The sequence below is a fragment of the Plantibacter sp. ME-Dv--P-122b genome, assembly GCF_030209375.1.
GTDB lineage: Bacteria > Actinomycetota > Actinomycetes > Actinomycetales > Microbacteriaceae > Plantibacter.
Genome location: NZ_JARVSC010000001.1, coordinates 414,882 through 439,083, shown reverse-complemented (window position 1 = coordinate 439,083; position 24,202 = coordinate 414,882). Strand labels below are relative to the sequence as shown.

26 protein-coding genes, 3 tRNA genes and 1 pseudogene are annotated in these 24,202 nt (G+C 70.7%); 14 read left to right on the top strand and 16 right to left on the bottom strand.

From position 1 onward, the window contains the following. From folE to tilS, 4 genes are all read right to left on the bottom strand, one after another. Window positions 1-663, bottom strand: coding sequence for a GTP cyclohydrolase I FolE (gene folE / locus QRN19_RS02115; protein ID WP_285024943.1), 663 nt, complete (start codon window positions 661-663; stop codon window positions 1-3). Window positions 664-668: 5 nt separating this feature from the next. After that, a complete protein-coding gene (gene ftsH, locus QRN19_RS02110; protein WP_285024940.1) occupies window positions 669-2,687 on the bottom strand; it encodes an ATP-dependent zinc metalloprotease FtsH in 2,019 nt (672 codons plus the stop codon). A gap of 154 nt (window positions 2,688-2,841) precedes the next feature. Continuing rightward, the gene (gene hpt, locus QRN19_RS02105) at window positions 2,842-3,393 is read right to left on the bottom strand and encodes a hypoxanthine phosphoribosyltransferase (RefSeq protein ID WP_285024938.1); all 552 of its coding nucleotides are present in this window, start codon (window positions 3,391-3,393) and stop codon (window positions 2,842-2,844) included. 60 nt (window positions 3,394-3,453) lie between these two features. Then, window positions 3,454-4,461: a tRNA lysidine(34) synthetase TilS gene (gene tilS, locus QRN19_RS02100; RefSeq protein ID WP_285024936.1), complete on the bottom strand. Its 1,008-nt coding sequence runs from the start codon at window positions 4,459-4,461 to the stop codon at window positions 3,454-3,456. Between the two features lie 129 nt (window positions 4,462-4,590). Here tilS and QRN19_RS02095 point away from each other — a divergent pair, with 129 nt between their 5' ends. Then, a complete protein-coding gene (locus tag QRN19_RS02095) occupies window positions 4,591-5,082 on the top strand; it encodes an inorganic diphosphatase (RefSeq protein WP_064294335.1) in 492 nt (163 codons plus the stop codon). A gap of 87 nt (window positions 5,083-5,169) precedes the next feature. Here the strand turns inward: QRN19_RS02095 and QRN19_RS02090 are convergent, their stop codons facing one another. Beyond that, window positions 5,170-6,465, bottom strand: a complete 1,296-nt coding sequence (locus QRN19_RS02090) for a M23 family metallopeptidase (RefSeq protein ID WP_285024933.1) — start codon at window positions 6,463-6,465, stop codon at window positions 5,170-5,172. Between the two features lie 291 nt (window positions 6,466-6,756). Here QRN19_RS02090 and QRN19_RS02085 point away from each other — a divergent pair. From QRN19_RS02085 to QRN19_RS02045, 9 genes and pseudogenes are all read left to right on the top strand, one after another. Then, a tRNA-Glu gene (locus QRN19_RS02085) sits at window positions 6,757-6,832 on the top strand. A gap of 117 nt (window positions 6,833-6,949) precedes the next feature. Continuing rightward, window positions 6,950-7,023, top strand: a tRNA-Asp gene (locus QRN19_RS02080). Between the two features lie 78 nt (window positions 7,024-7,101). Continuing rightward, window positions 7,102-7,174 (top strand) — tRNA-Phe (locus tag QRN19_RS02075). 187 nt (window positions 7,175-7,361) lie between these two features. Beyond that, window positions 7,362-7,808: a hypothetical protein gene (locus QRN19_RS02070; RefSeq protein WP_285024931.1), complete on the top strand. Its 447-nt coding sequence runs from the start codon at window positions 7,362-7,364 to the stop codon at window positions 7,806-7,808. A gap of 241 nt (window positions 7,809-8,049) precedes the next feature. Further along, window positions 8,050-9,321, top strand: coding sequence for an HNH endonuclease signature motif containing protein (locus tag QRN19_RS02065; RefSeq protein WP_285024930.1), 1,272 nt, complete (start codon window positions 8,050-8,052; stop codon window positions 9,319-9,321). Window positions 9,322-9,540: 219 nt separating this feature from the next. Next, a complete protein-coding gene (locus tag QRN19_RS02060; RefSeq protein ID WP_285024929.1) occupies window positions 9,541-9,999 on the top strand; it encodes a hypothetical protein in 459 nt (152 codons plus the stop codon). A gap of 42 nt (window positions 10,000-10,041) precedes the next feature. Continuing rightward, a complete protein-coding gene (locus QRN19_RS02055) occupies window positions 10,042-10,641 on the top strand; it encodes a TetR/AcrR family transcriptional regulator (protein ID WP_285024928.1) in 600 nt (199 codons plus the stop codon). Beyond that, window positions 10,638-11,048, top strand: a pseudogene (locus QRN19_RS02050) (arsenate reductase ArsC); the annotation flags it as partial. The gene QRN19_RS02055 and the pseudogene QRN19_RS02050, both read left to right, overlap by 4 nt. A gap of 268 nt (window positions 11,049-11,316) precedes the next feature. Continuing rightward, complete coding sequence (locus tag QRN19_RS02045; RefSeq protein ID WP_153303386.1) at window positions 11,317-11,457, top strand: hypothetical protein; 141 nt, start codon at window positions 11,317-11,319, stop codon at window positions 11,455-11,457. 26 nt (window positions 11,458-11,483) lie between these two features. Here the strand turns inward: QRN19_RS02045 and QRN19_RS02040 are convergent, their stop codons facing one another. Genes QRN19_RS02040 through QRN19_RS02020 form a run of 5 tightly spaced genes read right to left on the bottom strand, consistent with a single transcriptional unit; the run spans window position 11,484 to window position 15,400 of the window. Next, the gene (locus QRN19_RS02040) at window positions 11,484-12,245 is read right to left on the bottom strand and encodes a GH25 family lysozyme (RefSeq protein WP_285024926.1); all 762 of its coding nucleotides are present in this window, start codon (window positions 12,243-12,245) and stop codon (window positions 11,484-11,486) included. 45 nt (window positions 12,246-12,290) lie between these two features. Next, window positions 12,291-13,367, bottom strand: a complete 1,077-nt coding sequence (locus QRN19_RS02035; RefSeq protein WP_285024925.1) for a sulfate/molybdate ABC transporter ATP-binding protein — start codon at window positions 13,365-13,367, stop codon at window positions 12,291-12,293. After that, window positions 13,364-14,131 (bottom strand): ABC transporter permease, encoded by a 768-nt coding sequence (locus tag QRN19_RS02030; RefSeq protein ID WP_285025255.1) that lies wholly within the window; start codon window positions 14,129-14,131, stop codon window positions 13,364-13,366. The genes QRN19_RS02035 and QRN19_RS02030 overlap by 4 nt, the downstream gene beginning before the upstream one ends. 52 nt (window positions 14,132-14,183) lie before the next feature. Beyond that, complete coding sequence (gene modA, locus QRN19_RS02025) at window positions 14,184-14,999, bottom strand: molybdate ABC transporter substrate-binding protein (RefSeq protein ID WP_285024923.1); 816 nt, start codon at window positions 14,997-14,999, stop codon at window positions 14,184-14,186. After that, entirely contained in the window at window positions 14,996-15,400 is a 405-nt protein-coding gene (locus QRN19_RS02020; protein ID WP_274499449.1) for a TOBE domain-containing protein, read from the bottom strand. The genes modA and QRN19_RS02020 overlap by 4 nt, the downstream gene beginning before the upstream one ends. 125 nt (window positions 15,401-15,525) lie before the next feature. Here QRN19_RS02020 and QRN19_RS02015 point away from each other — a divergent pair, with 125 nt between their 5' ends. Further along, window positions 15,526-16,194 (top strand): SGNH/GDSL hydrolase family protein, encoded by a 669-nt coding sequence (locus QRN19_RS02015; protein WP_285024920.1) that lies wholly within the window; start codon window positions 15,526-15,528, stop codon window positions 16,192-16,194. Window positions 16,195-16,215: 21 nt separating this feature from the next. Here the strand turns inward: QRN19_RS02015 and QRN19_RS02010 are convergent, their stop codons facing one another. Together QRN19_RS02010 and coaBC are read right to left on the bottom strand one after the other, a co-directional pair. Beyond that, entirely contained in the window at window positions 16,216-17,511 is a 1,296-nt protein-coding gene (locus QRN19_RS02010) for a M23 family metallopeptidase (protein WP_285024919.1), read from the bottom strand. A gap of 19 nt (window positions 17,512-17,530) precedes the next feature. Then, the gene (gene coaBC / locus QRN19_RS02005; RefSeq protein ID WP_285024918.1) at window positions 17,531-18,847 is read right to left on the bottom strand and encodes a bifunctional phosphopantothenoylcysteine decarboxylase/phosphopantothenate--cysteine ligase CoaBC; all 1,317 of its coding nucleotides are present in this window, start codon (window positions 18,845-18,847) and stop codon (window positions 17,531-17,533) included. Window positions 18,848-18,927: 80 nt separating this feature from the next. Here coaBC and QRN19_RS02000 point away from each other — a divergent pair, with 80 nt between their 5' ends. The 3 genes from QRN19_RS02000 to QRN19_RS01990 all read left to right on the top strand — a co-directional run bounded on the left by QRN19_RS02000 (window position 18,928) and on the right by QRN19_RS01990 (window position 21,895). Next, complete coding sequence (locus tag QRN19_RS02000) at window positions 18,928-19,677, top strand: NRDE family protein (protein ID WP_285024916.1); 750 nt, start codon at window positions 18,928-18,930, stop codon at window positions 19,675-19,677. A gap of 98 nt (window positions 19,678-19,775) precedes the next feature. Further along, window positions 19,776-20,681, top strand: a complete 906-nt coding sequence (locus QRN19_RS01995; protein ID WP_285024915.1) for a LysR family transcriptional regulator — start codon at window positions 19,776-19,778, stop codon at window positions 20,679-20,681. A gap of 224 nt (window positions 20,682-20,905) precedes the next feature. Then, window positions 20,906-21,895 carry an MBL fold metallo-hydrolase gene (locus tag QRN19_RS01990; protein ID WP_285024914.1) on the top strand — a complete coding sequence of 330 codons (990 nt, stop codon included), beginning with the start codon at window positions 20,906-20,908 and terminating at the stop codon, window positions 21,893-21,895. Window positions 21,896-21,904: 9 nt separating this feature from the next. On the opposite strand, the gene QRN19_RS01985 is transcribed toward QRN19_RS01990, so the two are convergent. The 4 genes from QRN19_RS01985 to QRN19_RS01970 form a co-directional block, all read right to left on the bottom strand. Continuing rightward, complete coding sequence (locus QRN19_RS01985) at window positions 21,905-22,393, bottom strand: hypothetical protein (RefSeq protein WP_285024913.1); 489 nt, start codon at window positions 22,391-22,393, stop codon at window positions 21,905-21,907. Window positions 22,394-22,526: 133 nt separating this feature from the next. Further along, window positions 22,527-23,042, bottom strand: a complete 516-nt coding sequence (locus QRN19_RS01980) for a DUF427 domain-containing protein (RefSeq protein ID WP_285024912.1) — start codon at window positions 23,040-23,042, stop codon at window positions 22,527-22,529. A 40-nt stretch (window positions 23,043-23,082) separates the two neighbouring features. Beyond that, complete coding sequence (locus QRN19_RS01975) at window positions 23,083-23,511, bottom strand: hypothetical protein (protein WP_285024911.1); 429 nt, start codon at window positions 23,509-23,511, stop codon at window positions 23,083-23,085. Then, window positions 23,508-24,119: a helix-turn-helix domain-containing protein gene (locus QRN19_RS01970; RefSeq protein WP_285024909.1), complete on the bottom strand. Its 612-nt coding sequence runs from the start codon at window positions 24,117-24,119 to the stop codon at window positions 23,508-23,510. The genes QRN19_RS01975 and QRN19_RS01970 overlap by 4 nt, the downstream gene beginning before the upstream one ends. Between the last annotated feature and the right edge of the window lie 83 nt (window positions 24,120-24,202).

Here is a 24,202-nt window from a genome sequence, read left to right as displayed (position 1 = left end):
TCACCCCGCCTGGTCGGCGGACGCGCCGATCAGGACCATCAGCTCGGCCCGTGCAGCCGGATCGGCCAGGGCTCCACGGCTGGCGATGGTGACGGTGGTGCTCGTCAGCTGGCGTGAACCGCGCATCGAGACGCAGCCGTGTGCGGCCTGGAGCACGACGAGGACGCCGCGAGGCGCGAGCCGTTCGACGAGGGTGTCGGCGATCTGCTCGCTCAGCCGCTCCTGGACCTGCGGGCGCGAGGCGAGGGTGTCGACGAGCTTCGGCAGCGCGCCGAGGCCGATGACGAGTTCGTCGGGCAGGTAGGCGATGTGCGCCGTGCCGAGGAACGGGAGCAGGTGGTGCTCGCAGACCGAGCGGAAGGCGATGTCGCGGACGAGCACGACGTCGCTGGTCGCGCCCGCCTCGATCGGGATGGGGCGGGCCAGATGCTCACCGGCGTCCTGACCGACGCCGCCGAAGAACTCCGCGTAGGCGTCGGCGACACGCTTCGGGGTGTCGGCGAGGCCGTCGCGGGAGGGGTCCTCGCCGATCGCCTCGAGGATCTCGAGGACCGCCGCGGCGATCCGCTCGCGGTCCACGGACGACCGCAAGGCCGAGCCCGCATCGGGCTCGGCCTGCGCGGCAACGACCGCGTCGTCCGCGGTGTGCTCGCCGTGGGTCATGCGGGCTAGGCGGTCGCCGGTCGCGGCTTCGTCGCCCGGGTGCGCTTGGGCTTCACGGGGGCCTCGGGCTCGGGCTCGGAGCTCACGCCACCGTCGGCCGCACCGGAGTCGATGGGTGCGGTGAAGGACGCGGAACCGACGGCCGAACCCGACCCGATGGGACGCTTCTTGCTGGACAGCCAGACGGGGCGCGGCGGGAGCTTCTTGACGTCCTTGAAGATCTCGGCCAACTGGTTGTGGTCGAGCGTCTCCTTCTCCATCAGCTCGGCGGCGAGGCGGTCGAGCACGGCCCGGTTGGTCGTGATGACCTGCCAGGCTTCGTCGTGTGCGGCCTCGATCAGCTCGCGCACCTGGGCGTCGACGCGCTGCGCGATCTCCTCCGAGTAGTCGCGCTGGTGGCCCATGTCGCGACCGAGGAACATCTCGCCCGAGGACTGCCCGAGCTTCACGGCGCCGACGTCGGTGGTCATGCCGTACTCGGTGACCATCTTGCGAGCGATCCCCGTTGCCTTCTCGATGTCGTTCGACGCGCCCGTGGTCGGGTCGTGGAAGACGAGCTCCTCGGCGACGCGGCCGCCCATCGCGTAGGCGAGCTGGTCGAGCAGCTCGTTGCGCGTGACGGAGTACTTGTCCTCGAGGGGCAGCACCATCGTGTAGCCGAGGGCACGGCCGCGCGGGAGGATCGTGACCTTCGTGACGGGGTCGGTGTTGTTCATCGCCGCCGCAGCGAGCGCGTGTCCGCCCTCGTGGTACGCGGTGATGAGCTTCTCCTGCTCGCGCATGACGCGCGTGCGGCGCTGCGGACCGGCGATGACGCGGTCGATGGCCTCGTCGAGTGCGCGGTTGTCGATGAGCTGGGCGTTGGAGCGCGCGGTGAGCAGCGCGGCCTCGTTGAGGACGTTGGCGAGGTCGGCACCGGTGAAGCCGGGAGACTTGCGGGCGACGACCTCGAGGTCGACGCTCGCGGCGAGCGGCTTGCCCTTGCCGTGCACCTCGAGGATCTTCTTGCGGCCGGCGAGGTCGGGGGCGTCGACGCCGATCTGACGGTCGAAGCGGCCCGGGCGCAGCAGCGCGGGGTCGAGGATGTCGGGACGGTTGGTCGCGGCGATCAGGATGACGTTCGTCTTGACGTCGAAGCCGTCCATCTCGACGAGGAGCTGGTTGAGGGTCTGCTCGCGCTCGTCGTGGCCGCCGCCCATGCCGGCACCGCGGTGGCGACCGACGGCGTCGATCTCGTCGACGAAGATGATCGCGGGCGAGTTCTCCTTGGCCTGCTGGAAGAGGTCGCGGACGCGGCTCGCACCGACACCGACGAACATCTCGACGAAGTCGGAGCCGGAGATCGAGTAGAACGGCACACCGGCTTCACCGGCGACGGCGCGGGCGAGCAGCGTCTTACCCGTTCCGGGAGGGCCGTACAGCAGGACACCCTTCGGGATGCGGGCACCGACGGCCTGGAACTTCGCGGGCTCCTTGAGGAAGTCCTTGATCTCCTCGAGCTCCTCGATCGCCTCGTCGGCACCGGCGACGTCGTCGAAGGTCACCTTCGGCGACTCCTTCGAGACGAGCTTCGCCTTCGACTTGCCGAACTGCATGACCTTGTTGCCGCCGCCCTGCATGCCGGAGAGCATCAGCCAGAAGAAGACACCGATGAGGAGCAGCGGGAGGAGGAGTCCGAGCATCGACAGGAGCCAGCTGGGCTGGGGCACCTTGTCGTTGTAGCCACCGGACGGGTCTGCGGCGTCGACGGCCTCGACCACGTCGGCTGCGCGGGCGCCGACGTAGTAGAACTGCACCTGCTTGCCGAACTCGTCGTCGGCCTTCGTCAGCGTGAGGTCGACGCGCTGGTCGCCGTCGGTGATGACGGCCTCCTTGACCTGACCCTTCTCGAGGAAGGCGAGACCCTCTTGCGTGGAGACCTCTCGGAAGCCGTTCATGCTCATCAGGCTGATGCCGATCCAGAAGACCAGGGCGGCGATGATGAGGTACGGGATGGGACCCTTGAAGAGACGCTTGACGTTCATAAGTTGAGAGGCCGGGGCTGGCCCGTTCCCTTTCTGCAGGAGGGGTCGACGGGCGGAGCCGCGTCGCGAATCAGGCTACCCCCTCGCCGCTGGATGCCTCCCCTGTGTTTGCCGTGGGCTTAACGGGGGTGCGGTGTGAGGTCGGTGGAGTGGTTCAGGCGTAGACGTGCGGGGCGAGGACGCCGACGTCGCGGAGGTTGCGGTACTTCTCGTCGAAGTCGAGACCGTACCCGACGACGAAGTCGTTCGGGATGTCGAAGCCGACGTACTTGCACTCGACGTGCACCTTGGCCGCCTCGGGCTTGCGGAGGAGCGCGCAGACCTCGATGGACGCGGCTCCGCGCGAGGCGAAGTTCTCGAGCAACCAGGAGAGCGTGAGGCCGGAGTCGATGATGTCCTCGACGATCAGGACGTGGCGGTCCGTGAGGTCGGCGTCGAGGTCCTTGCGGATCTGGACGACACCGCTCGACTTCGTGCCGGCACCGTAGGAGCTGACGGCCATCCAGTCCATCGAGAGCGGGATGCGGAGTTCGCGCGCGAGGTCGGCCATGACCATGACCGCACCCTTCAGCACACCGACGAGCAGGACGTCCTTGCCTGCGTAGTCGGTCTCGATCTGCCGGGCGAGTTCGGCGAGCTTGTCGCGGATCTCCTGCTCGGTGACGAGGATGGTCGTGAGGTCGTCCGAAATGTCGCTCTGCTCCATGCGTCGAGTGTATGCGAGATGACCCGGACACCCGTGCGCCTGCTGCCCGGGAAGCCGTGGTCAGCGGGCGGCGAAGACGATGCGCCCCGCGTGCCGCGACGCCTGCAGGCCGGGCAGGTCGATCGGCCCCTGGCCCGCCCAATCGGTGACGAGCCGCGCGACCTCGATCGTCTGTGACCTGGTGAGCGAGACGCCGAACTCGCTCTGCACGATGTACCGGATGATCCGTTGGCGGAGCGCCGCCGGGTTGGCGGCGAGGGCCCCGGCACTGACGGAGATCCCGGCCTCGGCGTGCTCGACGAGCTCTTCGATGGTCTCCTCGATCATCTCCTCGAACGCGTCGGCGTCCTCCCGCGCGGCGTCGGCGGTGCGGGCGAGGGCCTCGGCGATCCCCGGCCCGAGTTCCGCCTCGAGCACCGGCAGGACCCGCTCGCGGACCCGGACCCGCGCGTAGGCGTCGTCGGTGTTGTGCGGGTCGTGCCACGGTTCGAGTCCTTCGGCAGCGCACGCCTCACGGGTCTGGGAGCGCCGGATCCCGAGCAACGGTCGGAGGAGCGCACCGGAGACGGGCGCCATGCCCTGGAGGCTGCCGGTGCCCGACCCTCGGGCGAGGCCGAGGAGGACGGTCTCCGCCTGGTCGTCGAGGGTGTGCGCGAGCAACACCAGGGACGCACCGACCTCGACCCGCGCGGCGTCGAGCGCGGTGTACCGGGCCTCCCGTGCCGCAGCCTCCGGGCCACCCTCGAAGCCCACCTCGACGACACGGACGAGGACGGGGCCGAGCCCGAGGGCACGCGCCTGGTCCGCGGCACGCGCCGCGACGTCGGCCGAGCCCGGTTGCAGTCCGTGGTCGACGATCACGGCGCCGGCCCGCAGCCCGAGCTTTCCGGCTTCGAACGCGGTCGCGGCGGCGAGCGCGAGCGAGTCGGCGCCACCGCTCAGCGCGACGAGCAGGTCGGCACCGGCGACGTCACGTGACGCCGCTGGCGCCGTGCCCCCGATCGCGTCGCGCACCGCCTTCCGCAGGGCGGCGACGGACGGGTGGAGCGGGGGTCGGACGTCGTTCACGCGGACCACGCTATTGCACCGCGCCGAGCTCCTCCCCACACCGTCCGCTCCGGGACGCATCGGTTATGGTTGGTCCTCGTCGGCGACCGCGCCGACTCAACGTCATCCAACCGCGCAAGGAGCAGGCTTATGGCCGAGTACGACGCCGTCATCGAGATCCCGCGGGGCAGCCGCAACAAGTACGAGATCGACCACGAGACCGGTCGGGTCTTCCTGGACCGCGTCCTGTTCACGAGCTTCGTCTACCCCGCCGACTACGGCTTCTTCGAGAACACCCTCGGCGAGGACGGCGACCCGGTCGACGTGCTGGTCCTGCTCGACTTCCCGACCTTCCCGGGCGTCGGCATCAAGGTCCGCCCCGTCGGCGTGCTCCACATGACGGACGACGGCGGCGGCGACGACAAGGTCATCGCCGTGCAGTACAAGGACCCGCGCTGGTCGCACATCCAGGACCTGAACGACATCCCGCAGGCGACGCGCGACGAGATCGAGCACTTCTTCGTCCACTACAAGGACACCGAGCCCGGCAAGTGGGCGCGGATCGACGGCTGGGGCGACGCCGCCGCGGCCGAGAAGATCATCCTCGCGGGCTTCGACAAGCTCAAGGCGGAGGGGCACTGACCCCCTGCGGACCTCCGCACACCGCATGACGAAGCGGCCGGCACCCTCGGGTGCCGGCCGCTTCGTCGTGCGGGTCGATCTGCTCGATCAGCCGAGCGGCGCCCCGCGGTCGGCCATGAACGGCTGGGCGTCGATCGCACTGCCGTTGATACGGACCTCGAAGTGCAGGTGGCAGCCGGTGGAAGCGCCCGTCGTGCCGACGTAGGCGATGACCTGTCCGGCGGAGACCTGGTAGCCGACGCCGACCTGGATGCCGCCGTTCACGATGTGCGCGTAGCCGGTCGAGACGCCGGAGCCGTGGTCGATGAGGATGAAGTTGCCGTACGTGCCGTACCAACCGGCGTAGGTCACGGTGCCGGAGGTCGCCGCGTAGATCGGGATCCCGCAGCCGCCTGCGATGTCGGTGCCGCGGTGGAAGCTGCCTGAGCTGCCGCCGCCGGTGGAGATCGGATCGCGGTAGCCGTAGGTGCCCGAGATGCTGCCGGAGGCCGGGATCGCCCAGCCCTGGCTGCTGAGCTGACCGCCGTCGGCGCTTTCGCCGCGCGCAGCCGCGGCCGCGGCCTCAGCGGCCTTCCGCGCCGCCTCACCAGCCTCGAACTCCTTGACCGTCTTCGCCGTCGTGTCCTGCAACGCGGTCAGCTGGGCGTTGAGCGTGACGATCAGCTCCTGGTTCTTCTGGAGCTTGTCCGCCGCCGCGGACGCCGCCGCCTGCGCTGCCTCCATGGCCGTCTGTGCTGCCTGTCGGAGCGATTCGCGCTCGTCGCGGGCGACACCGGCCTGTTCACCGAGCGCAGCCGCGGTGTTGCGTGCAGCGACCGCCTGCTCGTAGACGCCGTTGCTGTGCTCGGCGACCTGGTTCATGTTGCCGAGCTTCGACAGGAGGTCCGTCGCGCCCTTGCTCTCGCCGTCGAGGAAGAGGCTCAGGCTGAGGTCGGCGCCGCCGGAGCGGTAGAGCTGTGACGCGACCCGACCGGCCTGCTTCGTGGCGGTGTCGGCCTCGGCCGTCTTGGCATCGGCCTGCGACTGGATCGCGGTGGCTCGGGCGTCGGCCTCGAAGAAGGCCTCCTCAGCGGCCTGGAACTCCGTACCGCGCTTCTCGGCCTCGTCCTGGGCGACCTGCAGCTCGTCCTGCAACTGGACGATGAAGTTCTTGATGTTCGTGACCTCGGCGGCCTTGGCGGCCTCGTTGCCCTTCGCGGCCTGGACGTCGTCCCACGAGGGGTAGTCGGCTGCCGACGCCGGACCGGCGACGCCGAAGGACCCGACGATCGCGAGCGACATGACGATGGCGGCGGTGAGGCGTCCTCGCCACCGCGCTGAGGACGCCGATCCGGCGTTGGTCGTCCGGCTCCGGCGCCAAGCGCCGGCAAGCTTCTTGCTCATGAAGTAGGGGCCCATCTCGGTTCGCTGCAGTCACATCGGTCACATCGGTACCACTGTCCACGCTAGCCCGACGGGGGTCGGGACCGGCTGCGGACACTCCCGTCGGCCGTGACATCCGGGAGTGGTCCACGCCAGAGGCTAACCCCGGCCGGGGGCCGTGGAGCGGTCATTCGGTGCCTGTCGTCACATCCGGCGTGGAGCGCCGAACCCTGCTCCACGACCCCGATTTTGGATTCAGCGGTTTCATCCGTATGCTTGTCGCTCGGTAGTCATGAAGCTTCAGGGCTTCGCGGCCCTATCGTTTAGCGGCCTAGGACACCGCCCTTTCACGGCGGCAGCACGGGTTCGAATCCCGTTGGGGTCACCACCGACTACTGGAAAAACAGCCGCTCGGATTCAGGTATAGTGAGTCTGCGCGACTGCGAGAAGCACCGAGGAACACCAGCATCACCGCAGTTCGCATCACCAGCAATTCAACATGTATGGCCCTGTAGCGCAGTTGGTTAGCGTGCCGCCCTGTCACGGCGGAGGTCGCGGGTTCAAGTCCCGTCAGGGTCGCAAAAGGTCGGAAGCCCTCTCGCAAGGGAGGGCTTCTGCTTTTGAGACATCGTCGCCGTTCGTGCAGCTGATGTACTCGGCTCTGTAGCTCAGTTGGTAGAGCGCACGACTGAAAATCGTGAGGTCACGGGATCGACGCCCGTCGGAGCCACGGAACCCCCACCTAGCTTCTACATGGTGGGGGTTCTTTTTTGCCCTGACGCCGGGCCACCGCACCACCGCCCGATTTGCCACTCACCGGCCACGGCGTCCAGACTCGCAGCGTGGAACCGAGACCGGCACGTCGAGCGATCAGCCGAGTCCCGCGCGCGATCACCCGGAGCGCATCCTCGATCGCAGTGTCCGTGCTGGCAGTCCTGCTCGGTACGTCGCTCGTCGCCTGCTCGAACACGAGGTACGGACTGCCACCGGACGAAACCGTCGGCACGTGGCGGACTGGAGACACCCGGCTCGAGCTGGCCGACGACGGAACCTTCGAGGCCACCGCCTGGCCCTCGCAGGTCCAATGCAGTCGCGATGACGATCCCCGCGAGGACGACCCGATCGACTTCTCCGGGGTCTGGATGATGGACAGCGAGGGGACCAATCGGGGCCTGATCTTGAAACCCGATGGAGGTGCGTGCGAGACGTCCCGGATCACCTCCGATGTGCGGAGCGACGACGATCTCTCGCGACTGTGCATCCACGCCCACGGATCCCTGTCCGGCCCGGCCGAGAACTTCTTCACCCTGTATCAGGGTGATCCTCCGGAGCCCGAGGACCCGGATCGCTGTCTGAACTACTAGCACCCCAGGCTCGCCCTCCGCTCGACCAGCCGCGTCTCACGTTCCCGCTCCCCGAGCCTGTCGACGGGCACCCGAGCCACCTCCCCCATCAGCGATGCCCCGCCGATCCCTGAGCAACCCCTTCCCGGTCCCTGAGCACCCTCCCCCGGTCCCTGAGCCTGTCGAAGGGCCCACGGGCGAACTTCCACATCCGTGCCGACTCGGCATCTGGAATGTCAGTGGTCCATGGTGGACTGGTTCCATGACCGAGACCACCTCCGCCGCGATCCGCGCCGGCGATGAATACGCCGCGCAGCTCGCGGAATTCTCGGATGAATGGGTTGAGCTCAACCGGCAACAAGCGGTCCTGGACGCACGCAAAGCGCGCCTCCTCGCCCGCTCCGCCGCGTACGCGGATGCCTTCGCCGACGCCACGGTCCCGGCGATCTTCCCGCCGGCCGAGCGTCAGGCGCTCTCCCGCCGATCGACCTGTGCGGCCCTCGCGATGGCGACCCGGATGCCCGAGCAGACCGTGCAGCGGGCGACCAACGACGCGGAGCGCCTCGTGAACGACGCACCAGCCGTGCTCGCCTCGCTTGAGGCCGGCCGCATCTCGGCCCGGCACGCGCAGACGATCATCGACCAACTCAGCGATGTACCGACCGCAGAGCGCGCGGTGTTCCTCGCCGAAGTCCTGCCCGTCGCGGAAGAGTCCACCGATGCGAACCTCCGGAAGCGCGCCCGCATCCTGCGCGAGCGCCTCCACCCCGAGTCCATCACGACACGCGCGGTTCGGTCCGAGTCGGACCGTCGGGTGGAGTTCGAGGCGGCCGCCGACGGCATGGCCTGGGTGCGCCTCTTCACCACCGCACCCATCGTGCAAGGCATCATCGAGCGGGTCGAAACAGCGGCCGCGGAATCGGGCAACGCCGGCGACACCCGCACCTGCGCCCAGCTGCAGGCCGACGCCCTCGCAGCCCTCGCCCTCACTGGCGTGACCCCGGAGAGCGTGATGTCGAGCCCCGTGCTCCCGCACCCGATCGAGGTGCAGGAGCACATCAAGCCAACCGTGCAGATCACCGTCCCGGCGCTCACCGTGGCCGGTGTCTCTGACGCCCCGGCGACGCTCGACGGCTACGGGCCCATCGACCCGGAGACTGCCGCTCGTATCGCGGTGAACGCGCCCAGCTTCACGCGGATCCTCGTTCAGCCCGAGACCGGTGCGGTGCTCTCGGTCGGACGGAATCAGTACCGGGTCCCGGCCGATCTCCAGCGCGCGGTGCGGCAGCGGGACGGCACCTGTCGCGCACCAGGCTGCGGGAAACGAGCGCGGGCCTGCGATCTCGATCATTCGGTCGCGTGGGAAGACGGCGGGACAACAGATGTCGGGAATCTCGCCTGCCTCTGCCGACATCACCACCGGATGAAGCATCTCCCCGGATGGAACCTCGACCACCAGCCGGGTGGGGTACTCGACTGGACGACACCCGACGGCAAACACCACCGGACGGAACCGGACCCCGCACCGTTCTGACCCCCGCCGGTCCCTGAGCCTGTCGAAGGGTCCCTCGTGGGCACTTCGACAGGCTCAGTGACCGGAACAAGTGTGCCCGGATGGCTCCGGTCCCTGAGCCTGTCGAAGGGCAGTCGGGGTGCGTTCGCTCGATGCGCGGGAGGACTTCAGCCGGCTCACCTCGTGCACGATCATCCGCAAGCCCCAGACATCCGGAGACCATCGCGGCAGACTGGTGGCATGAGTACCGCAGACGACCGCACTACCGACGGCCCCGACGACGCCCACCGAGTCCCCGCAGGGGTCGACGACGCGACCGTGGAAGCAGTCGGCAAGGTGACCGAGGCGCTCGAAGTGGTCGAGCAGGCGCGCGGCATGCTCTACGGCTTCCACCGCCTCACCGGCAAGGCGGACCTCGCGCTCGGCGAAGCCGCGGACGCCCTGCGCGAAGCCGGACACGACGCCCTCGCGGATCGCATCGACACCGAGCTGGTCGGACGCAACGTCATCGACGGGCGCTGGACGTTCCAGATCGTCGAAGACTACGACGGCAACTACTGGGAACCGTTCCGCGAACTCGAGGCTGAGGTTCGCAACGAACTGGCGGGCGGCCGACGCCACCTCGCGGAAGCCGCCATGAAGGAGGACCGCCGCACGCACGGCGTGCCCCACCACGAGGCCACACCGCCGACGCTCTGACGCCGCACGGCACCGGGGCTGCAGGCCGTTAGGCTCGATCCGATGACCGATGCACCCGTTTCCCGGACCAAGTTCTCCCGCCAACGGGTGATCGTCGGAGCCGCCGAGTTCGCCGACACGCGCGGCGCCGACGCCCTCACGCTCGCCGCCCTGGCCCGCGAACTCGACACCTCGGCACCGGCCCTCCTCAAGCACGTCCGGAGCACCGAGGACCTACGCGCCGCCGTCGCCGCACAGGCCCTCGCCCAACTGTCCAGCGGACTCGACATCGCGACGACCGGCCTGAGTGGGACACCCGCCCTCACCGCGCTCGCCGACGGATACCGCCACTTCGCCCTCACCTATCCCGGCCGGTACGCCCTCGCGTTCTCGATCCCGGAGGTCACGGCTGACAACGGCGAAGCCGCCGACCGCGAGCTCGTGATGCTCGTCGAACGGGCACTGGCGGGGCGCGGTCTCGACAGCGTGGCGATGACGGACGCCGGACGCATCGTCCGGGCGGCCCTCCACGGCTTCGTGTCCCTCGAGCTCGTCGGCGGCTTCACCCGCGGCGCCGACCCCGCCACCAGCTACGCTGCCCTCGTGGACCTGCTCGACCATTCGTCCGCGCTCGGATCACGCCACCTCCAGGAGACGCCATGACCATCACGCCCACCACCCCCACCGTCCTCTTCGTCTGCGTGCACAACGCCGGTCGCTCCCAGATCGCAGCCGGCTTCCTCGGCGCCCTCGCCGGCGACCGGGTCGAGGTGCTGTCGGCCGGGAGCGAACCGAAGGACCGGATCAACACCGTGGCGGTGGAGGCGATGGCCGAACACGGCATCGACATCACCGCGGCCGTCCCCCGCATCCTCACGACCGAGGCCGTCAAGGCGTCCGACGCGGTCATCACGATGGGCTGCGGCGACGCCTGCCCGATCTTCCCCGGCAAGCGCTACGAGGACTGGGAACTCGAGGACCCGGCCGGGCAAGGGATCGAGGTCGTCCGACGCATCCGCGACGACATCGAGGAGCGCATCGCTGCGCTGTTCGTCGAACTGGTACCGGCCGAGGCGTCCGAGTACCCGGCCGCCATCGGTGCGGTCGCCCACGAAGCGCTCAGCGCGCACGGGTTCACCCGCTTCGAGCAGCTCACGCGGGTCTCCCCGGCCGCCCTGCTCCGCATCCACGGCGTCGGTCCGAAGGCCGTGGACGTCCTGACCGCCGAACTCGCAGCCCGCTCGCTCGCCTTCGCCTCCTGATCGCGGTCGTCGAGCAGCGCCCGGCGTCGGCACGCAACCCCATTGCCCAGCGCGACACCCGTCGTATCGTGGTCGTATGAGTAAGCACGCAGCGAACGACGACAACCTCCCCGAGGACCACGAGACCACCGAGGACTCCATCGAGCAGGAGGTCGACGGCGAGGACACGTTCCTTCCCGTCGCCGAGCCGACCACCGGTCCCGCTCCCGCCCCGTGACCCGAGGCATCTCTTGACGCCGCGGCTCAGGGGCCGACGAGTCCCCGGAGGTCGCGCAGGGAGCCGTCGAAGACGTTCACGTCGATGAACTCCTCCTTGCCGACGTAGCCGGGCAGCCGCTCCCGGCTGGTGTACTGCCAGAGGTCCCACGCCCGCCCGTCCGACAAGACAGGCGGCGTGACGACCGAGCGGATCCACATCGGGTTCAGCTCGTACGAGCCCGCGAGGAACGCGTCGTAGTACCGCATGGTGGCGTAGATGATCGGCGGCCGACCGTAGTGCTCCTCGAGCGCCGCGAGGAGCGGATCGAGTACCGCGGCGACCCGCTCGGCACTCGGTGGCGTCCGGCAGTAGTCGGCGTAGCATTCGAGGTCGATGGTGATCGGGAGAGCGCCAGCCGTGACCGGGACGGTGTCGAAGATGTTCTGGGCCTGCGTCTCGGCCGGGCTGTCGAAGCTCAGGAAGTGGTACGCCCCGATCAGCAAGCCGGTCTCGTCGGCCGCCCGTTGCGCGCCCGCCCAGTTCGCGGCGAACCGTTCGTCCTGATCGCCGGATCCCTCGGTCGCCTTCATGATCGCGAAGTCGATGCGCTGAGCCGCGAGGACGTCCCAGTCGATCTCGCCCTGGTACGAGGAGACATCGACACCGCGCACCGCGTACGAGGCGGCCAGGATGGTGTTCGGCCGCACCAGCCCCATGGCGACGAGCGCCGCGCAGATCCCGCCGATCGCGAGTGTGCCGGCGGCCCCGACGACGAGCGGCCACCAGCGTCTCCAGAATCGGCTCATCGACTCACTCTGTCACGTCCCGGCCGTGTCCCGGTGCAGAACGGCTCAGCGTGGGTAGAGGACCGCTGCCCGCGGGTCGACCACGAAGTCGACGACGTCACCCGTCGACCACCCCGCGGACGCGAGCTGCTGCACGGCGACGTCGGCGGTGATGACCGCCGAGCGGACCCGGACGACGTCGCCCCGCGGCTCGAGGTCGGTGATCGTCGCGCGGAGGGCGCCTGACGCACTCGGGCCGCCAGACCCGTCAGCCTCGCGGACCTCGACGCGGGACGGGCGGAACGCGCAGGCGACGGCGGCCCCGACCGTGATCGGATCCCCCTCCGCGGAGGAGTCCACCTCGACCTCCGTTCCGTCCGGCAGACGGAGCCCGCGTGCCGTGCGGACGCCCGTCAGCAGTTCGAGTCCCGCGAGATCCGCGGTGAATGCCGTCCGCGGCCGCTCGAGCACCTCCGCCGTCGGCCCCTGCTCGACGATGCGCCCGGCGTCCATGACGATCACCCGGTCCGCGAGCGTGTACGCGTCGAGCACCTCGTGCGTCACGAGCACGGTCGTCCGCCCACGCAACTGGTCGCGGAGCATGCGGCGCAGGTGTGGAGCGACGGTCGCGTCGAGCGCGGCCATCGGTTCGTCGAGGAGGAGGAGGGCGGGGTCCGGGGCCAGCGCGCGGGCGAGCGCCACCCGCTGCGCCTGGCCGCCGGACAACTCGGCAGGACGGCGCCCCTCGAGCTCGGACGCCTCGACCTCCGCGAGTCGTCGTCGGGCGACGTTCCGAGCCTCGCCGCGCGACGCACCGGCGACCAGCGGGCCGTAGGCGACGTTGTCGAGCACGGAGCGGTGCGGGAAGAGCAGCGCCTCCTGCGCCAGCAGCGAGATCCCCCGCCGATGCGGCGGCAACCACCGGTCGCGACCCGATCCACCGACCGCGAACAGCTCGCGGCCGGCGAGGGTCGCGTGACCGGTGTCCGGACGCAGGAGCCCGGCGAGGACCGCGAGCAGCGTCGACTTGCCGGCGCCGTTGGGGCCGAGCACGGCGACGCTCTCCCCCGCGGCGAGGTCGACGGCGAGCTCCCAGTCACGTTCACGCAGCGTCGCTCGGAACTTCAGCGCCGCCCCGGTCATCGCACCACTCCGGCGACGGTCCGTCCACGGCGGATCGACCCCTGCGCCCCAGCGACGCCGACGACGAGCACGGCCACGACGACGAGGACGAGCGACAGCGCGACCGCGGCGTCGGGATCGGTCTCGCGCTGCAGGTAGATCTCGAGCGGCAGGGTCCGGGTGACCCCCTGGAGGCTGCCCGCGAAGGTGAGGGTCGCCCCGAACTCACCGAGGGCCCGAGCGAACGAGAGGATCGCGCCCGACACGACGGCGGGCGCGAGGAGCGGCAGCGTGACGGTGCGGAAGACGGTGGTGGGACGAGCGCCGAGCGTCGCGGCGACGGCTTCGTACCGCGAGCCGGTCGTGCGGATCGCCCCCTCCAGGCTCAGCACGAGGAACGGAAGCGCGACGAACGTCTGGGCGAGGACGACGGCGGTCGTGGAGAACGCGATGTCGATCCCGGCGTCCGCGAGTGCCGGTCCGAGCAGGCCGAGCCGACCGAAGGTGTAGAGCAGGGCGATCCCGCCGACGACGGGCGGGAGCACGAGTGGGAGGAGGACGAGCGACCGCAACAGCCGCTGCCCCGGGAACCGGGTGCGCGCGAGGACGAGGGCGAGCGGCACGCCGAACACGATGCAGAGGGCCGTCGCGAGTGACGACGTCCGCAGACTCAGCCCGAGCGCCGCGACCGACGACTCCGAGGTGACGAGTGCACCGAAGTCCGCCCAGTCCACCCGCAGGACGATCGCGACGAGTGGCAGCAGGACGAACGCCCCGCCGACCATGGCGACGACGACGATCCAGCGGGGCACCCCCGAGCCGAGTTCTCTCACGGGGTCACGGTGCGCCGAAGCCGGCGTCGGCGAGCACCCGCTGTCCTTCGGCGCTCACGACGTAGGCAGCGAAGGCCGCCGCGACGGCGGGGTTCGCGCTCCCTTCGAGCGGCGCGATCGGGTAGATGTTGACGGCCTTCGACGATTCGGGGAAGGTGATGCCCCGCACGGCGTCGCCGGCCGCGATGACATCGGTCACGTAGACGAGCCCCGCATCGGCCTCGCCCGAGGTCACCTTGCCGAGGACGTCGGTAACCGACGACTCCTCGCTGACCGGGCTCAGCGCGACACCCGTGGCGTCCTCGACGGCGACGGTGGCCGCTCCACAAGGGACCTGCGGCGCGCACACGACCGTCTTGACGCCCGGACGGGCGAGGTCGGCGAAGGTCTTCACGTCGGCGGGGTTCGACGGGGGCACGGCGATCTGCAGGACATTGGTCGCGAAGTCGACCGGGTCACCCTCGACGAGGTCGGCATCGGTCAGCTTCGCCATGTTCTTCTCGTCTGCGGAGGCGAACACGTCGCCGGGAGCACCGTTCGTGAGCTGCGTGACGAGGTCGGAAGAGCCGGCGAAGGTCAGCTCGACGGTCGTACCGGGGTGCGCCTCCTCGAAGTCCTCCGCGAGCGCGGTGAAGGTCGTCTTGAGCGACGCCGCCGCGTAGACCGTGATGGAGCCGCTAAGTTCGTCCGTCGTGGCCGAGGCGGTGGGTGTCGACGTCGCGGCGGGCGCGGTGCAGGCGGACGCGGCGAGCAGAACCGCGGTGCCAAGGGCCAGTGCGCTGAGCAGCCGGAAGGATCGACGGGATGCGGCGCGGTTCATGAGCTCGCCTTCGGGGTCTCGATGAGGACCGTCGTGGCTTTGACGACGGCGATGGCCGTCGAGCCGAGTTCGAGACCGAGTTCGCGCACGGCCTCACTACTCATGAGCGACACCACGCGATGCGGGCCGCACTGCAGTTCGACCTGCGCCATGACCGTGTCCATCGTGATGTCGGTGACGATGCCGACGAAGCGGTTGCGTGCGGAGCGTCCGATCTCCGAGGGGTCGACGGGGAGGACGGCGTTCTCCCGGGCCAGCCGAGCGAGCGAGAGGCCGTCGACGACCGCTCGGCCCGCGTCGTCCTTCGCGCTGACGAGTGCGCCCTGGTCGATCCAGCGACGAACGGTGTCGTCACTGACCCCGAGGAACAGGGCGGCGTCTCGGATACGGATCTGCGGCATGGAGACAGGCTAGTGCACGCATTCGCGTTGCTACGACATAACCGTAACCGCATTCGCGCTCCGGGCCGTCGGCAGTCGACCGGCGCTTCGGCCCTCCGCGACGCCCACCGCTCCGAAGCATCCGTATGAGATCACGACTGCTCGCCGCCGTCACCCTGCTCGCCCTCGCCACCGGCCTCTCCGCCTGCGCATCGCCGGACTCAGGAACCGGCGGCGCCACGGGCGACGGACCGCTCGTCGCGTTCTACGGCGACTCGTACACCCTCGGCACCGGAGCGAGCGACCCGGCCAACCGCTGGTCCACCGTCGTCAGCGAGGAACGCGGCTGGCGGGAGTTCAACCCCAGCGTCAACGGCCTCGGGTTCGTGAACCACCGCGACCGCTTCGGCGACGGCAGCGGCGACCTGCCCTCCCTCATCATCGCCGAGCAGCCCGACATCGTCTTCGTCACGATGGGCCTCAACGACGCGTTCAGTTTCGACGACGCCGCCGACCGGATCCACGAACAGATCACGACGGACCTGCATCGCCTCCGCGACGCCCTCCCGGAGGCCCGCTTCATCGTCGTCGAACCGTTCTGGTACACCGACGAGCGACCGCAGTCGATCGAGACGATCATCGGTTGGGTGGCCGACGCCGCGCAGGAGATCGACGCCGACACCATCCCAGGGGCGTCGCACTGGATCGAGGGACACCCGGAGTGGATGGCCGCAGACGGCCTCCACCCGAACGACGAGGGGTACGCGGCGATGGCTCGCCGGATGGACGCCGAACTCGACCGCCTCGGACTCTGACGCCCGGGCGTCCGACACGGCTCAGCCCAGCCGGATGCCCCGGTCCGCCATGAACGGGACGGCATCGACGCGCGAACCGCCGATCCTGACCTCGAAGTGCACGTGGCATCCGGTCGAGGCACCCGTCGACCCGACGAGCGAGATGTTCTGACCGGCGGACACCCACTGACCCTCGCCGACGAGGATGCTGCTGTTGTGCGCGTACCCGGTCATGACGCCGCCGCCGTGGTCGACGAGGACCCAGTTGCCGTAGGTGCCGAGCCAGCCGGCGTAGACCACGGTGCCGGCGTTCGCGGCGTAGACCGCTCGCCCGCAACCCGCTCCGATGTCGGTGCCCGAGTGGAACGGGTTGACGCCGGGCACGGGGCGGCCGGGTCGCGGTCCGTAGTTGTCGGTGATCCGGCCGGAGATCGGCAGGGCCCATCCCTGGCTCCCGACGGCACCCGAGGCACCGCCACCGCCGCCGCCACCGCCCCCGCCCCCGCCGGCGTTCGCAGCGGCCTCGGCAGCCGCCCTGGCAGCCTCAGCCGCGGCCGCCGCGGCTGCAGCAGCGGCGGCCGCAGCCGCCTTCACTTCCTCGCCCTTGCGGTAGTCGGCCTCGGTGGCTGCGCGGTTCTCCTTGAGGACCACGAGCTGGGCCTCGAGCGTCGCGAGGTACTCCTGCTGCTCGGACACGGCGGTCTCGGCGTCGGCACGGGCTGCGACCGCGTCCCCGAGCGCGGTCTCGGCCGCCGCGGCGAGCTCGCCGAGGGCGGCCTCGGCGATGGTCGCCTGCTCGGTGAGGAGCGACGCCGTGTTCGCGTCGGTCTTCGCCCGGTCGTAGGTGCCGTCCGTGGACTCGCTGAGCTTCGTGATCGTGCTCAAGCGCCCGAGGAGCGACTCCGGCTCCTGGCCGTCGAGGAATGCGGCGGTACTGAGGTCGACGTTCCCCGACCGCAACCACGCGGCGACGAGCGCACCGGCCTGGCGCTTGGAGGCCTGTGCCGCGGTCGTCGCGGCGACGGCCTGCTCGCGCAGCGAGACGGCACGGTAGCTCGCCTCGTCGACGGCCAGCTGAGCGGCCTCGTACTCGTCGGCACGGAGGACGGCCTCAGCTTCCGCGAGCGCCGCAGCGGTCTTCAGCTGCTGGACGAGCCCTTCGATCTGACCGATGGTCGACTGCTTCGAGGACTCGCTCGAGCGGGCCGTTTCGACGTCCTCCCAGCTGGGGTACTCCGCAGCGGCGGCCGGCTGCGCGAGACCCATCGAGAGGACGATGACTCCGGCGAGCGCCGCGGCGATGGAGGCGCGACGGCGCGCGGGACGGAGGCGTGGCATGCTGCCATCGTGGCAGTGGTCAGCCCTGTTCGGGGGGAGGCTCGCCCGCCTCTGAACGAACCGGCTCCGCCCGGTGGGCGAGCACGAGGTCGAGCAGCCGGTCGGCGATGCTGCGCTTCGAGCCGGTCGCCTCGCCGACCACCTCGCCGACGCCGTCGATGACGACGACCTCGTTGTCGGGCGTGCCGAAGCCGTCGGTCCACCCCACACGATTGAGCACGAGGAGGTCGGCGCCCTTGCGTGCCACCTTGGCCCGGCCGAGGGCCAACAACTCCTCGCGGTCGGCGGCGGTCTCCGCAGCGAACCCGACGACCAGTCGTCCGGGCACCCGGGCCGCGGCGAGTCCGGCGAGCACGTCGGGGTTGCGGACGAGTCGCAGGGTGAGCTCGTCGCCGGTGTCGTCCTTCTTGATCTTCCGTTCGGCGATCTCGGCGGCGCGGTAGTCCGCCACGGCGGCCGCCATGACCACGAGCGTCGCGTCGGCCGCCACGTCCTCCACGGCGACCGCGAGTTCCGCTGCGGTGCCGACCGGGACGACCCGCAGACCGTCGACCGCAGCCGCTTCGGCCGCGACATCGGCGTCCAGGTGCGCCGCGACGAGCACCACCTCGGCCCCGCGCTCGGCGGCGGCCTGAGCGATGGCGAGCCCCTGCCGACCGCTCGACCGGTTCCCGAGGAACCGCACCGGGTCGAGCGGCTCACGGGTGCCGCCGGCCGAGACGACGACGCGCTCGGCCCGCAGGTCGTCCGGGCGCGCGTCGGTTCCGGGGGCATGTCCGGCGAGCAGAGCCAGGCCGGCGGCCACGATGTCGTCGGGTTCGCTCATGCGTCCCGGCCCCGTGTCGCCGCCCGTCAGCGCCCCGTGCGCCGGCCCGATGACGGCCACCCCGCGCGACCGCAGGAGGGCGACGTTCGCGGTCGTCGCCGGGTGCTGCCACATCTCGGTGTGCATCGCCGGCGCCAGGAGGACCGGTGCGCGGCTGGCCAGGATGGTGGTGCCGAGGAGGTCGTCGGAGAGTCCCGCCGCCAGTTTCGCGAGGGTGTTGGCCGTCGTCGGCGCGACGACGATGAGCTCCGCGCGCTGCCCGAGAGCGACGTGCCGGACTTCGGCGACGCCGTCGTACAGCGAGGTCGTGACGGGGTTCCGGCTGATCGCCTCGAGGGTCGGCAGGCCGACGAACCGGAGGGCGCTCTCGGTCGGCACCACGTGGACGTCGAATCCCGCGAGCACGAATCCACGGACGACGCCGACCGCCTTGTACGCGGCGATCCCGCCCGTGATCCCGACGACGACCGTGCGCCCTGCCGCCTCCCGCGATGCGTCCTGCCCGCCCATGCCGCCTCCTTGCTTCCGGCGCTCCCGCGCCCGGTCCTCGTCTAGTCTGTCCTAGTCCGGCCGGCCGAGGAGGAACCAGGGTGTGCACCGTCATCATCGACTTCGAGCCGGGGCGCGCGTGGCCGATCGCCGTCCTCGGGCTACGGGACGAGCAGCCGGGGCGCGCCTGGGACCCGCCCGGCGCGTGGTGGCCCGGACTCGGTGACAGCGTCCGCGGCATCCACGACCGCGAAGCGGGCGGCGCGTGGCTGGCGACGAACGACGACGCCGCGGGTGGCCCCCGGGCGGCGGTGGTCCTCAACCGTCGCGAGGACCTCCACATGCCCGCCGCCGGGTGGACCTCACGAGGCGTCCTGCCGTTGGAGGCCGTCACGACCGGCGTCGATGCGGACGACGCCCGCAGCGCTCGATCCTGGAACCTCGTGGAGCTGCGTCCTGACCGCGTCGCCGTGACGAGCTGGGACGGTACCTCGCTCCGGTCGATCGACGTCGCACCGGGTCTCCACCTCGTGACGCACGAGGGCCCCGACCACCTCGACGTCCCACGGGTCCACCGGTGGCGGCCGGCCTTCCTCGACGTCCCGTCGCCCATCGGGCCGCTGGACGGTGAGACGGCCGCGTCCTGGGAGCCGTGGTTGCGCACGTTGCGCTCCACGACGAGTGTCCCCGCCGACGCCGACGAAGCGATCGTCCGCATCGACGACCACGACGGCCTGCGCCTCGCCTCGCTCTCGGTGACCGCGCTCTCGCTCGGCCCCGACGGTGCGGTGCTCAGGAACGCCCGACTCGCCGAGCCCGGCCATCTGCCGGAGGAGCTCGCCTGGGAGTGACCCGACGGCGACGGTCAGCACCCTCCGGGAGCCACGGGACCCGGATCGGACTGCGACCCGTGTGGAGGGCGCCCTGGCGCGCTCGATACTGTTGCAGCATGGCCCTGAACCCCGTGCGACTGCGACTGCTCGAGGCGTTCGACCGCCTCGGTACGATCCGCGCCGTCGGCCGTGAGCTCGACCTCAGCCCCTCGACCGTCTCACAGCAGCTCTCCGTGCTCGAGGCCGAGACCGGCGCCGCGCTCCTGGAACGACGCGGACGGACGCTGACCCTGACGCCGACCGGCGCGCTGCTCGTCGAGCGAGCTCGGGCCCTACTCGCGCAGATGGACGCCATCGAGGTCGAACTGGCCGAGGTCGAGTCGGAGCCGTCCGGTCGGTTCCGCATCGCCGGGTTCGCAAGCGTCATCGCCCCCATCCTCATCCCCGCCGCGCGCTCCCTCGCGCGGCAGTACCCGCGACTCGAGGTCGAACTCATCGAGGTCGAACCGCACGAGAGCACCACCGCCGTCCAGCGGGGCACCTGCGACGTCGTGATCACCGTCGATCAGGAGGACGGGTTCCTCCTCGACCCCTCCGTGCACAGCGTGCCCCTCACCACCGACCCACTCCTGCTCATCGCGCCGCTCGACCACCGGTTGGCCGCGCAGGAGCAGGTCGCCTTCAGCGAGCTGCAGACGGAGTCGTGGGCCCTCGACGCACCGGGCACCTACCTCGGCGAACTCGTCCCGCTGATCTGTCGTCGTGCGGGGTTCGAGCCGAGGGTCGCCGGACGGTTCACGAGCTACGAGGTCGTCATCGACCACGTCGCGGCCGGGCTGTCGATCGCCGTCCTCCCGGACATCGCGATCGGCTCGCGGACGGACGTCGTGCGGAAGCCCATCGCCGGGATGAGCGAGCGGAAGATCGTCGCGACGGCGAGGAAGGGCTCACTGCAGCGTTCGGCCGTCGCGGCAGCGCTCGCGGCGGTGCAGCGAGCCACGGACGAAGCCGTCGCCCGCTGAGCCGCCACGGGACCGGCCGAGCCTCCTGCGGGGAGGATCAGCCGTGGTAGCCCGACTTGGCCATGGCGACGAGCGCCCCGACCAGGCCGATGCCGCCGAAGACGGAGATGAGGGCGATCACGCCGATGAGGATGTCGTTCACGGTCATGCACCCATCGTACTGAACCCGACGGGCCCCACGACTAGGGTTGGTCCGTCCCCCGACACCCACCCGGAGCAGCACCATGATCACCCCATCGAGCGAGTCTCAGGCTGCCGCCTTCCGCGACGGCCGGATCCCTGCGACGGAACATCTCGACGCCGACACGGTCGTCATCGCCGTCCCGACCGGCGACCCCGGCAATCCGTTCACCCTCTGCTCGGTGCTCTTCGGCACCGACGGACGCGCGATCGTCGTCGACCCCGGAACGGACACCCCCGAAGGCCGCGAACACCTGCTGCGGGAGCTCCGCGGCATCGGCGTGACGACGCTCACGGGCGTCGTCGTGACCCACCTGCACCCCGATCACCTGGGGCTCGCCGGCACCCTCCGCGACGAGCTCGCCGCACCGATCCTCATGCACCGCCTCGAGGACGAGGCGGCCGGCTCGACGCCACCGGGCCCGGCCGACCTCGCTGCAGCGTTGGACGAGTGGGGTGTCCCGGCGGACGACACGACCGTGCGCCCCTGGGCCGCGGGTGCGACGGCACCCGCCGGACACCTCGGCGACACCCGCGCGGATCGGACGCTCGAGGACGGCGATGTCCTGACGCTCCCCGGTCGCTCGATCAGGGTCCTGCACACGCCCGGCCACACGACGGGTCACCTCACCCTGCGCGATGAGGACCGCGGCTACCTGTTCACGGGTGACCACGTGCTGCCGACGATCTTCTCGGGCCTCGGGCTCGGGGCGCGCACCTCGGAGAACCCGGTCTCGGCCTACCTGTCGTCGCTCGAACGCGTCCGTGGTTACGACGGCGATCAGGTGATCCCCGGACACGGCTTCCGGTTCACGGGACTCGCGGACCGCTGCGACGAGCTGGCCGCGCACCATCTGCGGCGAGCCGACGAGGTCCAGGCCGTCCTCGCGGACGACCCCGAGGCGAGCGTGTGGACGATCGCCTCCCGCATCGGCTGGTCGGCCGGATGGGACGCACTGACCGGTCTCCTCCGCGTCTCGGCCCTCACGCAGACCGACTGGCACCGGGCGCGACTCCGGCAGCTCGCCGACTGACCGTCCGGGCTAGCGGCTGAAGCCGGCCCACCCGCCTCGACGACGCGCCAGGGCCCGTTCGAAGGCGTAGAGCCCACCGCCGGCCGCCACCCCGGCGGCGAGCACCGCGAACACGACGACCCCGATCGTCGAGGCGAGTCCGATGGGTGCGGCGATGAGCCCGCCGACGATCAGGACGAGGAAGGCCGCACCACTACCGGCGATCCAGGCCCGATGGACCGGACCTCGCTCGCCCCAGTGGTCGAGGATGCCGAGCGCCAGCAGCGCACCGACCGCCCCGACGGCTGCGAGCATCCCGCCGACCAGCCCGCCGACGAGGACGGCTATCCCGCCGAGATCGGCTGGATGCATCGAGACGGTCCCGACCGCCCCGAAGAGCTCTGCACCGGCCGCGAGGGTCGCCCCGGCGACCGCTCCGACGCTGACGGCGAGGCCGAACAGCGGGACGACACGGAGGAGGGACCAACCCGGGTCCGCTGCTTCATCGAACACGTCCATGGCCCCGACCGCCTCCTGCGCGCCTCGTCGTCGTCGACGCTTGTCGCTCAGCGTGGCACGGGGACGACCGGTGCCCCAGACGTTGCACGCGTGGGTCGAGCGGGTGTAGGCAGAGCCGTCCGTCGGCGCCCGATCACCAGCCGCGCGTGCCCGGGGCGCCCTTGAACGGCCCGACGATCCCCGGCGTGATCCATCCGCCGTAGAAGTCGCCCTCCTGCGCCCGCACCGGCACCCCGTCGACCTCGCACGCGTCCATGCGTCCCGGATAGACGGCGATCATGCCGAACAGCGGCGCGAATCCCGGGCGGGGGTCGGGGTAGGTCCAGGCGGCGGCAGCGGCGACCGCGTCGCCCACCCGGACGTCGAGGTAGTGGGCCTCGCCCTTGAACTCGCACATGGTCGTCCCGTCGACCGGCACCAGGACCCCCGGCGAGAAGTCCGCCGCCGGGACGTAGTACACCGGCGGGTGGCTCGTCTCCAGGACCCGGACCGCGGCCGTGGACTCCGCGATGACCGTGCCGCCGAAGCGGATCACGACGCGCTCGTCGCGCGGCTCGACCCGCGGCGGACGCGGGTACTCCCAGACGGACTCCTCACCGGGTCCGGGCTGGACGGGCAGAGGGCGGCGGAATCGCGAGGAGTCGGGCATCTCTCCACTCTGCCCGGTCCACCTGAGCGACGACCGCGAATCAGGCGCGCCGGCCCACAGGCCGGAGCGCCAGCCAGAGCAACCAGGTGCCCGCCGCCGCGTACGCGACCAACAGCAGCACGACGGCCGTCGACCCGAGGTCGGAGACGACGGGGATCACCGGCGAGCCACCGACGCCGGCATCCGTCGATTTCCCGTTCGCGGTGAGGAGGGCCAGAACGAGCAGCACCGCGGCGCTCGCGAGGATCGGTCCGCCGGTGGCCCAGAGCTTCTGCTTGGTGGTCCAGGCGCGCGACCGCCACAGCATGACCATGCCGGCCACCCAGCCGACGAACGGCACGACGAGCCCTCCGAGCATCACGAACAGGGCCGCCGTGATCGCGAACCCACGGCGTTCGAGGACCTGCTCCGCGAACGGCCGGTCGTCCTCGGGTGGGCGGGCACCCTCCTCGTCATCGTGTCCGATCACGCGCTCCTCCTCGTCGACGTCGCACGGACATGCATCCGTTCGCCCTGCTTGCCGAACAGGCTGAGGAACTCCACCGCAGCGGCCTCAGCCCGGCCGAACCAGTGCGGGACGCGGGTGTCGAACTCGGCGACCTCACCCGCGGTGAGGACGATGTCCTGGTCGCCGAGGAGGAGCCGCAACCGACCGTTGAGGACGTAGAGCCACTCGTAGCCCTCGTGGACCTTCTGCGTCTCAGGCGTCTGCGGACCGTCGCCGCCGTGGATGATGCTCTTGAACGCGTGGAGGCCGCCCGATCGACGCGTCAGCGGCACGATCGTCTGGCCGTGCCGCTGGACGGGCTTCAGGTGGACGCGGGGATCACCGGTCTGCGGAGCGCCGACGAGGTCGTCGAGCGGCACCTGGTGCGCTTTGGCGAGTGGCAGGAGCAGCTCGAGGTTCGGTCGGCGCTGTCCGGACTCGAGCCGGGAGAGGGTGGATACCGAGATCCCCGTCTCGGCCGACAGTGCGGCGAGGGTGGTGCCGCGATGCTGCCGGATGGCTCGCAGCCTCGGCCCCACGGCATCCAGGACGCCGTCGATGGACCGTTGCTCGTCGTGTGCATGCGCCATGGGTCGATTCTCGCTCGCGCGTTGCCGCTCCGGCAAGTATTCTTGCCACTTCGGCACCGGTCGGCGCACCCTGGACACCTCCC

Bases quoted from the DNA above. Each gene is read 5' to 3' on its own strand.
- QRN19_RS01980 (WP_285024912.1), bottom strand. From the start codon at position 23,042: ATGCCCGACTCCTCGCGATTCCGCCGCCCTCTGCCCGTCCAGCCCGGA.
- ftsH (WP_285024940.1), bottom strand. From the start codon at position 2,687: ATGAACGTCAAGCGTCTCTTCAAGGGTCCCATCCCGTACCTCATCATC.
- QRN19_RS02020 (WP_274499449.1), bottom strand. From the start codon at position 15,400: ATGCCGCAGATCCGTATCCGAGACGCCGCCCTGTTCCTCGGGGTCAGT.
- QRN19_RS02060 (WP_285024929.1), top strand. From the start codon at position 9,541: ATGAGTACCGCAGACGACCGCACTACCGACGGCCCCGACGACGCCCAC.
- QRN19_RS02065 (WP_285024930.1), top strand. From the start codon at position 8,050: ATGACCGAGACCACCTCCGCCGCGATCCGCGCCGGCGATGAATACGCC.
- QRN19_RS02055 (WP_285024928.1), top strand. From the start codon at position 10,042: ATGACCGATGCACCCGTTTCCCGGACCAAGTTCTCCCGCCAACGGGTG.
- QRN19_RS02045 (WP_153303386.1), top strand. From the start codon at position 11,317: ATGAGTAAGCACGCAGCGAACGACGACAACCTCCCCGAGGACCACGAG.
- QRN19_RS01995 (WP_285024915.1), top strand. From the start codon at position 19,776: ATGGCCCTGAACCCCGTGCGACTGCGACTGCTCGAGGCGTTCGACCGC.
- QRN19_RS02090 (WP_285024933.1), bottom strand. From the start codon at position 6,465: ATGAGCAAGAAGCTTGCCGGCGCTTGGCGCCGGAGCCGGACGACCAAC.
- QRN19_RS01985 (WP_285024913.1), bottom strand. From the start codon at position 22,393: ATGGACGTGTTCGATGAAGCAGCGGACCCGGGTTGGTCCCTCCTCCGT.
- folE (WP_285024943.1), bottom strand. From the start codon at position 663: ATGACCCACGGCGAGCACACCGCGGACGACGCGGTCGTTGCCGCGCAG.
- modA (WP_285024923.1), bottom strand. From the start codon at position 14,999: ATGAACCGCGCCGCATCCCGTCGATCCTTCCGGCTGCTCAGCGCACTG.
- QRN19_RS02035 (WP_285024925.1), bottom strand. From the start codon at position 13,367: ATGACCGGGGCGGCGCTGAAGTTCCGAGCGACGCTGCGTGAACGTGAC.
- QRN19_RS02015 (WP_285024920.1), top strand. From the start codon at position 15,526: ATGAGATCACGACTGCTCGCCGCCGTCACCCTGCTCGCCCTCGCCACC.
- QRN19_RS02095 (WP_064294335.1), top strand. From the start codon at position 4,591: ATGGCCGAGTACGACGCCGTCATCGAGATCCCGCGGGGCAGCCGCAAC.
- QRN19_RS01970 (WP_285024909.1), bottom strand. From the start codon at position 24,119: ATGGCGCATGCACACGACGAGCAACGGTCCATCGACGGCGTCCTGGAT.
- coaBC (WP_285024918.1), bottom strand. From the start codon at position 18,847: ATGGGCGGGCAGGACGCATCGCGGGAGGCGGCAGGGCGCACGGTCGTC.
- QRN19_RS02030 (WP_285025255.1), bottom strand. From the start codon at position 14,131: ATGGTCGGCGGGGCGTTCGTCCTGCTGCCACTCGTCGCGATCGTCCTG.
- QRN19_RS01990 (WP_285024914.1), top strand. From the start codon at position 20,906: ATGATCACCCCATCGAGCGAGTCTCAGGCTGCCGCCTTCCGCGACGGC.
- hpt (WP_285024938.1), bottom strand. From the start codon at position 3,393: ATGGAGCAGAGCGACATTTCGGACGACCTCACGACCATCCTCGTCACC.
- QRN19_RS02040 (WP_285024926.1), bottom strand. From the start codon at position 12,245: ATGAGCCGATTCTGGAGACGCTGGTGGCCGCTCGTCGTCGGGGCCGCC.
- QRN19_RS02010 (WP_285024919.1), bottom strand. From the start codon at position 17,511: ATGCCACGCCTCCGTCCCGCGCGCCGTCGCGCCTCCATCGCCGCGGCG.